General features: G+C 71.5%; 10 protein-coding genes. 7 read left to right on the forward strand and 3 right to left on the reverse strand.

Annotated elements, in window-relative coordinates; genetic code table 11:
- A partial coding sequence (locus ACFWEP_RS08090) for a discoidin domain-containing protein (RefSeq protein ID WP_387367381.1) occupies positions 1-1958 on the reverse strand: 1958 nt, incomplete at its 3' end.
- Between the two features lie 196 nt (positions 1959-2154).
- Positions 2155-2532: a VOC family protein gene (locus tag ACFWEP_RS08095; RefSeq protein ID WP_387367384.1), complete on the reverse strand. Its 378-nt coding sequence runs from the start codon at positions 2530-2532 to the stop codon at positions 2155-2157.
- Positions 2533-2721: 189 nt separating this feature from the next.
- Between ACFWEP_RS08095 and ACFWEP_RS08100 the strand changes: the two genes are divergently transcribed.
- From ACFWEP_RS08100 to ACFWEP_RS08120, 5 genes are all read left to right on the forward strand, one after another.
- Positions 2722-3228 carry a GNAT family N-acetyltransferase gene (locus tag ACFWEP_RS08100; protein WP_387367387.1) on the forward strand — a complete coding sequence of 169 codons (507 nt, stop codon included), beginning with the start codon at positions 2722-2724 and terminating at the stop codon, positions 3226-3228.
- An 88-nt stretch (positions 3229-3316) separates the two neighbouring features.
- Positions 3317-3589 (forward strand): hypothetical protein, encoded by a 273-nt coding sequence (locus tag ACFWEP_RS08105; RefSeq protein WP_387367390.1) that lies wholly within the window; start codon positions 3317-3319, stop codon positions 3587-3589.
- Between the two features lie 127 nt (positions 3590-3716).
- Positions 3717-4526, forward strand: coding sequence for a DUF5984 family protein (locus ACFWEP_RS08110; RefSeq protein ID WP_387367393.1), 810 nt, complete (start codon positions 3717-3719; stop codon positions 4524-4526).
- Between the two features lie 55 nt (positions 4527-4581).
- On the forward strand, positions 4582-5640 hold the full coding sequence (locus tag ACFWEP_RS08115; protein ID WP_387367396.1) for a VWA domain-containing protein: 1059 nt from the start codon (positions 4582-4584) through the stop codon (positions 5638-5640).
- Between the two features lie 252 nt (positions 5641-5892).
- The gene (locus ACFWEP_RS08120; RefSeq protein WP_387367399.1) at positions 5893-6636 is read left to right on the forward strand and encodes a DUF4328 domain-containing protein; all 744 of its coding nucleotides are present in this window, start codon (positions 5893-5895) and stop codon (positions 6634-6636) included.
- Positions 6637-6702: 66 nt separating this feature from the next.
- On the opposite strand, the gene ACFWEP_RS08125 is transcribed toward ACFWEP_RS08120, so the two are convergent.
- Positions 6703-7263 carry a hypothetical protein gene (locus ACFWEP_RS08125; protein WP_387367402.1) on the reverse strand — a complete coding sequence of 187 codons (561 nt, stop codon included), beginning with the start codon at positions 7261-7263 and terminating at the stop codon, positions 6703-6705.
- Positions 7264-7391: 128 nt separating this feature from the next.
- Between ACFWEP_RS08125 and ACFWEP_RS08130 the strand changes: the two genes are divergently transcribed.
- Together ACFWEP_RS08130 and ACFWEP_RS08135 are read left to right on the forward strand one after the other, a co-directional pair.
- Positions 7392-7844 carry a flavodoxin family protein gene (locus ACFWEP_RS08130; protein WP_387367405.1) on the forward strand — a complete coding sequence of 151 codons (453 nt, stop codon included), beginning with the start codon at positions 7392-7394 and terminating at the stop codon, positions 7842-7844.
- Between the two features lie 525 nt (positions 7845-8369).
- Entirely contained in the window at positions 8370-9584 is a 1215-nt protein-coding gene (locus ACFWEP_RS08135) for an MFS transporter (protein WP_387367408.1), read from the forward strand.
- The last annotated feature ends 193 nt before the right edge of the window (positions 9585-9777 follow it).

Here is a 9777-nt window from a genome sequence, read left to right on the forward strand (position 1 = left end):
GTGTAGGCGCGGACGTCCGCCACGCTCCACCAGCTGCCGGCGGAGGCGGTGAGCGTCAGCCGGACGTAACGCACCTGGCGGTGCGGGAGTTCGACGGTGGTGAACTGGCCGGCGCCGGGGGCGTCGGTGACCACGTCGGTCCAGTGCACGGCGTCGGTGCTCACCGACGCCGTGTAGCCGCGCGGGTAGTCGCCGGTCGAGGAGCCGGTGTCGAAGACCACCCGGTCCGCCCGGCCCTTCTTGCCCAGGTCGACCTGGAGGTACTGACCGGGGGCCTGCGCCGCGCCCGAGGAGAAGCGGGTGCTGGCGTCGTCGTCGACGGCGTCCGCCGCCGTGCCCGTGGTGGAGGTGGAGGCGGTCCAGCCCGCCGGGGCCACCGGCGTGCCGTCCGTGCCCGAGACGCGGCCGGAGTGCCAGACGAAGTCGGCGAGCGCGCCGCCGGGCAGCGTGTACGTCAGATAGCGGTCGCCCTCACGGATGGCGAAGGTCTGCGGGTCGTCGCTCTCGTTGTGCGCGACCAGCACGGTGCTGCCGTCCGGGTTGCGGAAGGCGACGTCCTCGATCTGGCCGTTCCAGCCGGTGGTACCGAAGGAGGTGCTGGCGATGCGCACCGCACCCTGGTCGACGAAGCGCGAGAGGCTGCCGAGGGTGTAGTACTCGGCGTTGCGGGTGACCGTGCCGTCGTCCGCCACCGTCAGCACACCGGTGCACCCGGTGCAGCCGCCCGCGTGCGGGCCGCCCTCCGGGTCGAGCGCGATGTTCCAGTTGATGACCGTCTTCGCCCAGTTGCGGGTCGCGCCGATGACCAGGTTGCGGGTGTGCCACTTGAGCGTGTCCGCGAAGGTGTCGGCCGGGACGGACGACTGGCTGCCCGAGCACTCGGTGAAGTAGATGTCCTTCGTCGGGAATTGGTCGTGCAGCGCCGTCATGGCGCTCGGGTCGCCGTAGTAGCAGTGGTAGGCGGTGCCCGCGACGTACCGCGCCGCCGACGAGCCCAGCAGCTGCTGCGGGTAGGCGTCCAAGTCGGCCGCCTCGTCCGCCGGCGCGCCCACCGTGTCGTCCGGGTGCTCCGACCAGTTGTGGTCGAAGGCGAGGATCTCCGTCTTCAGCTTGGCCTTCTTGAGCAGCGGACCGAGCTGCTCGATGACCTTCGCCTCCTGCCAGGAGGGCATGTCCGTCCCTGGGTACCCCTTCGGGTTCCGGTTCTGCGGCTCGTTCTGGACCGTGAGGGTGTCGATCTCGACGCCCTCGGCCCGGTAGGCCTGGACGAACTTCACCAGATAGGCGGCGTAGGCGCGGTAGACGCGGGCGTCGTCGATCAGACGCCCGCCCTCCAGCGAACCGCCGGTCTTCATCCACGCCGGCGGGCTCCACGGAGTCGCCACGATCTTGATGCCGGGGTTGATCCGCTCGGCCTGGCGCAGCAGCGGCAGGATCTCCTTCTTGTCGTGGGCGACGGAGAAGTGCGCGAGGCCGTAGTCCGTGCGGCCAGCCGGCATGTCGTCGTAGGTGTACGCGGGGCCGTCGGTGAAGTCGGAGGCGCCGATGGGCTGGCGGAGGTAGTTCAGGCCGTCGCCGGTACGGGGGTCGAAGAGCGAGCGCATGGCGGCGTCGCGGGCCTTCGGGGCCAGCCCGGAGAGCACCGACGCCGAGGAGTCGGTGATCGAGGCGCCGAAGCCCGACATCGTCTGGTACGTCCGGCCTGCGTCGACCACCACGGTCGGCGCGCCGCTCGGCGTGGTGGTGAAGGGGACCGTACCGGCGTCGGCCAGCTTCTGCTTGCCGTCCGGCGTGGTGATCCACACCTGGGCCGTCGTGGCGCCGTCGCGGCCGCCGTTGCCGTGGACGGCGGCGTGGCTCGGGGGCGCGGCCTGGGCGGCGGCCACACCGGGGCCGACGAGGGCGGTGGCGACCAGGACGCCGGTCGTGGCGAGGACGGCCTTGGAGATTCTGGGCATGAGGAAGGAACTCCGTGCGGGTCTCGGAGGGCGCCCGGTGAGATTTTCCGACCGGACGGGACGGGACCTTAGCCCAGCCCCCCCTCGCAGGGAACAGGCCGGACACCCCCACTTTTGCGTCGAACGCCGCGCTGACCTGCACGAAGGTGACGGTCCGGAGGTTCCGCGCAGGGGGCGCCGGGGTACCGGCCCGGGGTCACACGGCGGTCAGTGCGAACCCGTGCCCGGCCGGATCGGCGTAGTACCGCGTGTCGTGGACGCCGCCGTTGTTCCTGGCCTCCACCGGAGTGGCTCCAAGGCCGATCGCCTCCCGCTCGGCCGCGTCCATGTCCGCCCGCCCGACCCGGATGAGCACATGGGCCTGCTGGGAGTCGTCCGGGCGGGGCCAACTCGGCGGTGCGTACCCGAGATCCCGCCGGACCGCCAGATGCACCCCCGCCTCCCCGACGACCTCCACGTAGTCGTTGCCCCGGCCCGGCCTGGACTCGGCGCCCAGCAGACCGGCGTAGAACTCGGCCAGTTCCATCGGGTCGGCACTGTCGAGCACCAGGACCAGGGATTTGTGAACTGCCATGCGAGGACCCCTCTGCGGAGATCGGATCGAACGTACATGCGTGCACTGAAAGGCTGCCGCCCGCCTCTGGGCGGCACCTGCCGGCGGATCGCACACCCCGCGACCACCGGCGGCCCGCACACCGTGTGCCCCCGACCGGGCCGGGCAATCCGCTTGCCGGGCCGGGAGTTCGTCCGCACCATGGACGGCATGGCGAGCGCACTCCCCACCCCTGCCCCGAAGGCCCGCCGCGCGACGGTCGACGACGTACCCGCCCTCGTACGGCTCCGCGCGCTGATGATGGCCGGCATGGGGGTGCCGATCGGGCCCGAGGACGCGCCCTGGCGGAACGCCGCTGCCCACTGGTTCGCCGAACGGCTGCCACGGGAGGACGAGTTCGCCGCCTTCGTCGTGGACGATCCGGAGCTCGGCGTCGTCAGCAACGCCGTCGGCGCCTGCGAACACCGGGCCCCCGGCCCCCGCAGCCTCAGCGGCCTGCGCGGCCACGTCTTCAACGTCAGTACCGAACCGGCCGCCCGCAAGCGGGGATACGCGCGCGCCTGCACCGAAGCCCTGCTGCGCTGGTTCGACGAGGAGACCGGGGTGACCATGGTCGACCTCAACGCGACCCCGGACGGAGCGCACCTCTACGAGGCCCTCGGTTTCGAGGTCCCGCACTACCCCGCCCTGCAGATCCGGCTGAACGCTGTTCCGTAACCTCCGTAACTTCCGTAACCTCCGTAACCTCCAGAACCCGGGAGCCAACACGGGTTCTGCGGGCTCGCGTTCGGGGCAGGAGCCGTACATGGCATCGATGAGGCATGTGGCTCTGGCTCCCCGCGCACTGCGGCAGTTGCGGCGGGTGCGCTCCGTCTACCTGGTGGGCGCCCTACTCTCCCTCCTCGGGCTGCTCACCCAGGAGGAGGGTCCTGCGGCGACGGGCGGCCGGTCGGTGGTGATCGCCGCCGTGCTCCTGGGGGTGTTCACCGTGCTGCTCGCCGTGACGCTCGTACAACTGTGGCGCCACGCGCGCACGGTGCACTGCGGCACCGCCCGGAAGCTGACAGGGACCACCTGAGGTTCCGTCGGGCGCGCGGCGCCCTCGGCGAGGCCGGACCGGCCCGCCGGGGCGCGGATCGTGCGCGTTCGCACCCACCGGGTGGACCCGTGCGCGGAGCCGGTGAGCGAACGGGGATGCTGGACGGATGACGACCCCCCTCACCACCCCCGCGATCCGCTTCCGCTTCGGACTCACTCCGCTGGAGAAGATGGCGTCCCGGGGCGCGGGGCACCCCGTACGGCACTGGTTCGGACTGACCGACGGCTGGTACTGCGTCGATCTCGACGGCCACGAGGTGCTGCGCTACTCCGCCCGCACGGTCGCGGAGTTGAGGGGAGACGGTGATCCGCCGCATCCGTACGTGGACTACTACGTCGCCCGGCTCTGGGAGGACCTGCTCGCCATCGTGTCCGACGCGATGGAACCGGTGCCCGGCGACCTGGCCGGCATCGCCGCCGACCCCTCGCCGGACTGGGAGTGGGTCGACACGCCGGAGGCGGAGGCCGCGGCCGACTGGCACGGAGCGGGCTACCTGTACACCGGCTACCTCCGTGTCGCCCCGGACCTGCGTTTCTGCCGCACGGTCGCGGGCGAGGACGACGTGGTGATCGCCACCTGGGAGCAGCGGGCGGACCCCGAGGGCGTGATCGAGTTCGCGGTCCCGCGGTCCGGCCGGGTGACCATGCGGACGAGTGAGTTCCTCGCAGCGGTGACCGAGCTGCACCGCGCGCTGTTCGCCGCGATGGACCAACGTGTCCGCGAGCTGGCGGAGTTCGAGCCGGATCCGGCTGCTCCTGAGGCGATGGAGCAGCTGCGCCGTGAGCACGGGGACCGGGCGACCTGGCTGCGGCGTGCGCGGGACCGGGAACCCGGCACCGACTGGGAGGCCGTACGGAGTGGCGTGCGCGCACTCCTCACCGCGCGGCCCGGCCCCGATGTCAGTGCCCCCTCCTAGGGTTGGAACATCACTCGGGGAGCCACTCGGGGGGCCTGTGAAGGGGAGTGGAAGCATGTCCGGAAACAAGATCCAGCACAAGGTGAACCACGTCGCGCTGGTCGTGGACTGTTCGGGTTCGATGCGTCCGCACCAGGGACAGCTCATCCGTGTCGTCGATGAGTTCGTGGCAGGTCTCAAGGCCGAGTCGGACAGCCTCGGTCACGAGACCCGGATCAGTCTCTACTCCTTCGACCACCGGGTGGAGAACCTGGTCTGGGACATGGACGTGAAGCATCTGCCGTCCATGCGGGGCCTGTACAAGGTCAACAACGGCGCCACCGCCCTCATCGAGGCCTCGCTGAAATCCCTGGACGACCTGGGTCACATCTGGGAGGAGTACGGCGAGCACAGCTTTCTCCAGATCGTCGTGACGGACGGCGAGGAGAACGCCTCCGGTGGCGACCGGCGGCACGACGGTGACATGAAGATCCTCGGCCCCTGGCTCGACCGGATCACGGCGAAGATGGGCGGTCTTCCGGGCCACTGGACCTCCGCGATCCTCGTCCCGAACTCCCTCGCCAAGCGCACCGCCCAGCACTACGGCTTCCCTGCCGGGAACATCGCCATCTGGGACGCCGATTCCACGGAAGGCGTCGAGGAGGCGATAGGCACCGTGCGCGCCGCCGCTACCAGCTTCCTCCGGGGCCGCGAACGGGGCGTACGGGGCACGAAGAACCTCTTCGCCGTGGGCCAGGACATATCGGTGGACGAGGTGCGGGCGAGTTTGGAACCGATCGCGGCCGACAAGTACCGGCTCCTGAAGGTCGACAAGGAGACCGAGATCCGGTCCTTCGTCGACTCGCACCCGGGTGTCTCCTACCAGCGCGGTTCCTGCTACTACCAGTTGGGTGCCCGGGTCCAGGTTCAGCCCGACAAGGAAGTCATCGTGGTCGAGAAGGAAACCGACCGCGCCTACACCGGCGACGCCGCGCGCAGCCTGCTGTTCGGGACCGGTATCCACGGCACCGTCTCCGTGAAGGCGGGCAACAACCCCCAGTTGGAGGTGTACGTGCAGAGCCGCTCGGTGAACCGCAAGCTCAAGGCGAGCACCCGCCTCCTCATCATGCTCTGAGCTCGGCAGGGGGAGAGCGGGGAAGTCCGCCGTGCGGTCACGCGTCCCGGGGGCGTGGCTGCCGTGGAAGTCCGTCGGCCCGGTCCGAAGCTCCGGCTTTGAATCGAATGGACGTTCCCTCCGTGAGCGCGTACTTTCCATCTGCCTGCTTGTACGACGAGGCGAAGGGCTGTCCCGCGATTCGTCGCGCACCCATCGAGGTGCACGACAGCCCTGCCCAATTTCTTCGAAGTGGTCCGGGGGGACTCTGTCGTGTCCGATTTCTCTGCGTTTCCCGAACAGTCGCTCCCGTACGGCGTCCCGCCGTACCAGGCGCCGGCCCGTGCCCCGGAGGGCCTGCTGAAGGCTGTCGTCGTGCTGCTGGGCCTGGTGGCGCTCACCGACCTCTTCGCCGTGTTCGCCGACCTGAAGATCGTGAACCTGGTCGGCGACGGCACGACCTTCGTCGCCGTCTCCACCGACGATCTCGACGCCGCGGACACCCTGTACACCGCTGCCGGGCTCCTCCAGTTCGTCGCGTTCATCGCCTGCGCGGTCGTCTTCCTGGTCTGGTTCTTCCAGATGCGCACGTACATCGGGGTCCTGGCGCAGGACGCCTTCGAGCAGGGCGCCGGATGGGCGATCGGCTCGTGGTTCATCCCGTTCGGTGCGCTGTGGATGCCCTTCCGCATCGCCAAGCAGATGTGGAACGCTGCCACCCGGACCTCCGGCTCCGAACCGGCGCGGTACCCGTCCTCATGGCCGGTGGGGCTGTGGTGGAGCCTCTTCGTCCTCTCGACCGTCGCCGGATGGTTCGTCGCCAGGGGGTACGACGACGCCGACTCGCTCCTGGAGGTCAGGGACGCCGCCCTCCGGATCGCGGTGGTCGACGGCCTGGACGCTCTCGCCGCCGCGGCCGCGGTGTACTTCGCCATCCGCCTGTCCGCCCTGCACCGCCGGCCCGCCCCGGAGCCCGGCTTCGCGTCCCCGGACCGGCCGGGTGGCCTTGCCACCTGAGGGCGTTTCGCTGCCCCGGGCCCCGGGGCGGCGTGCGAGCGGGCCCGGCCCTCGTCGAGGCGGCCGTCAGTGGCTGACGGCCGCCTTGACCACGGCGACGACCAGCCCGATCGCGGCGTCGAGCGCGCCGGCCAGCAAGGCGACCGCGGCGCCGTTGCCGAGCCGCACTCCTCCGTACCAGCCCCAGCCGAAGAGGCCGGCCACGCTGACGCCGGCCGCCGCGAACAGCGCGGTCTCCAGGTCCATCACGCCCAGAGCGGCGGCACCGATGAGGATCAGCGGACCGGCGGCGGAAAGCAGCAGCGGGCTGCTGACCCACAGCATCCGGCGCAGCTCCGCCCGGGTGGCGATCCGGCCGTGCACCGTGCGGTGCGCCTGCTCGTCGGCGACGAGCGTCGCCAGCCAGAGGCCGATGGCGGCCGCGGCCACACTCGCCGCCGCCCCGGCAGGGGTGGGGTGCTCGGCGGCCGACAGGCCGATCACCACGGAGATCATGGTGATGGTCGCGTACAGCCGTTCCTTGAGCCAGTTGAGCCACTCGGCGGGTTGCTCCGCGTCCTTGCCCGCTCCGCTTCCGGCGACGTCGGCCGGGCGCGGTCCGCGCCCCTCGGTGCTCTCGTGGGCCATACGGTCAGCGTAGATTTCAAGACACCCGATCCGACGACCCCTCGGGGTCGTGTCGCCGGGGCGGCTACGGGGCAGGACGGCGCGTCCCTCTTGCGGCCGGACGACCCGGGAAGGCAGGGTTCGTCGCTGTGGCCACCCTGCTGATCGTCCATCACACACCGTCGCCCAACTGCCAGGCGCTCTTCGAAGCCGTCGTCTCGGGGACGGCGGCGGACGGCATCGAGGGCGTGCGTGTCGTGCGGCGCGCGGCGCTCGCCGCCACGGCTTCCGACGTGCTCGCCGCGGACGGCGTGCTGCTCGGCACCCCGGCGAACCTCGGATACATCTCCGGTGCTCTCAAGCACTTCTTCGACCAGATCTACTACCCGTGCCTGGACACCACGCGGGGCCGCCCCTTCGGCTACTGGGTGCACGGCGGCAACGACGTCACCGGCGCCGTACGCGCGATCGAGTCGATCACCACCGGCTTGGGGTGGCGCCGTACGGCGGACGCCGTGACGGTCACCGGAGAGCCGGCCAAAGCCGACGTCGAAGCCTGCTGGGAACTCGGCGCCACCGTCGCGGCGGGCCTGACGGTCTGAGATTCGGGCACTCCGTGCCCGATGCCGGTCGAGTGGACCTGGAGTCCCTCATGCCGGTGAACGACGGAAGCGGAAGCGGACCGGTGGCCCCTTCCCGGCGGAATCGGTCACCGGTGGTGGCTTCGAGGCCGACGCGCTCAGCGCGTGGGCCCGCAAGAGCCAGACAATCTCGGACGTCACCACCCGATGGGCCGGTTACCGCGTTCGGACCATGGTGTGCCGGATGGGGGCGAACCGGCCCGAAGGGGACTTGATGCCTTGGCGCCGTGGCGGAAGACAGGCCGCGTGTGGGTGGCGCTCCACGGCTTGAGGCTGCGCCGACGCTCGCCAGGGCGCTCGCGATCGCCCGCCGACGCCTGCCCGAAGCCGCCCGAGGGCTCACCGCGGTTCTTGGCGGAATGGCTCCGGGAAGCGCGAGCGCCACGGCTGCGGACGCGAAGGTTCGTACCGGCCACTCGCGCGAGGATCACCGGCTGTGCCCGACCTGGGATGTACGTTCGTACACTTGGGCGCTAGGGTCACCCCATGACTGTCGACATACCGGTCCGGCTGCCTGCCGCAGACCGGCGGGCCCGTGCGGCCGTGGCTGTGCTGTTCCTGACCAACGGGGCTCTCTTCGCCAACCTCCTGCCGAGGTACCCGCAGATCAAGGCCGAACTAGGCATGAGCAACGCGGTCTACGGCCTGGCCGTGGCGGCCTTCCCGACCGGGGCCCTGGTGGCCGGACCCGTGGCGGGAGTGCTCATCCGCAGGTTCGGCTCGGCCCGGGTCGCGGTCGCCGGCACGCTGCTGACCGGGGTGGGCGTCCTCGCCGCGGGTCTCGCGGGCGCGGTGCCGCTCTTCGCGGCGGCGCTGTTCCTGGCCGGGGCGATGGACGCGATCACGGACGTCGCGCAGAACGCGCACGGTCTGCGTGTGCAGCGCCGTTACGGGCGGTCCATCATCAACTCCTTCCACGCGATCTGGTCGATCGGCGCCGTCGCGGGCGGGCTCATGGCCGCCGGTGCCATGGCACTGGACCTGACGCGCGGGCAGCACCTGTCCGTATCGGCCGTCGTCTTCGCCGCCGCCGCCCTCGTCGCGCTGTGCCACTGCCTGCCCGGCCCGGACAATGAGCCCGTACCCGCCGACCTTCCGGCGGAACAGGTCCGGCCCCCGGCCACCGCGCGGCGCGGCACCGCGTATGCACTGGCCGCCCTGGTACTCATCGCGACCGCCGGAACGCTCGTGGAGGACGCGGGCAACTCCTGGGCCGCCCTCTACCTCTCCGACTCCCTGCGCGCCTCGGCCACACTCGCCGCCACCGGCTACATCGCCCTGGTCGGTGCCCAGTTCGTCGGCCGCATCATCGGTGACCGGCTCGTCGACCGGTTCGGCCAGCGGGCGGTCGCCCGTACCGGCGGCGTGATCGCCGCGCTCGGCATGGGCCTGGCGCTGGCCGTACCCACGCTGCCCGGAACCGTACTCGGGTTCGCCGCCGCCGGATTCGGTGTGGCGACGCTGGTTCCCGCGGCCATGCACGAGGCGGACAACCTCCCCGGTCTCAAGCCCGGTTCCGGCCTGACGATCGTCTCCTGGCTCATGCGCCTCGGCTTCCTGCTCTCCCCGCCGGTCGTCGGCCTGATCGCCGACGCCACCAGTCTTCGCCTCGGCCTGCTGGTGGTCCCCCTGGCGGGAGTGCTCACGGTCCTCCTCTCCGGCGTCCTCCGCCCACGGCGTACCGCCGGGGCAGGCGCGTAGGGGTACGGGCCCCGGCTCGGGCGGCACCCCGCGGTCGGGCACTTCCCGGCCCCGGCAGCGCCCCGCGCCCGCGCCCGCGCCCCGTACCCTGCCCCGAGCCCCGAGCCCCGAGCCCCGAGCCCCGAGCCCCGAGCCCCGAGCCCCGAGCCCCGAGCCCCGAGCCCCGAGCCCCGAGCCCCGAGCCCCGAGCCCC

Origin of the sequence: Streptomyces sp. NPDC060198 (assembly GCF_042728415.1) — a bacterium.
GTDB lineage: Bacteria > Actinomycetota > Actinomycetes > Streptomycetales > Streptomycetaceae > Streptomyces.

Coding starts and splice junctions, on each gene's coding strand:
- ACFWEP_RS08095 (WP_387367384.1), bottom strand. CDS start 2,532: ATGGCAGTTCACAAATCCCTGGTCCTGGTGCTCGACAGTGCCGACCCG.
- ACFWEP_RS08100 (WP_387367387.1), top strand. CDS start 2,722: ATGGCGAGCGCACTCCCCACCCCTGCCCCGAAGGCCCGCCGCGCGACG.
- ACFWEP_RS08105 (WP_387367390.1), top strand. CDS start 3,317: ATGGCATCGATGAGGCATGTGGCTCTGGCTCCCCGCGCACTGCGGCAG.
- ACFWEP_RS08110 (WP_387367393.1), top strand. CDS start 3,717: ATGACGACCCCCCTCACCACCCCCGCGATCCGCTTCCGCTTCGGACTC.
- ACFWEP_RS08115 (WP_387367396.1), top strand. CDS start 4,582: ATGTCCGGAAACAAGATCCAGCACAAGGTGAACCACGTCGCGCTGGTC.
- ACFWEP_RS08125 (WP_387367402.1), bottom strand. CDS start 7,263: ATGGCCCACGAGAGCACCGAGGGGCGCGGACCGCGCCCGGCCGACGTC.
- ACFWEP_RS08135 (WP_387367408.1), top strand. CDS start 8,370: ATGACTGTCGACATACCGGTCCGGCTGCCTGCCGCAGACCGGCGGGCC.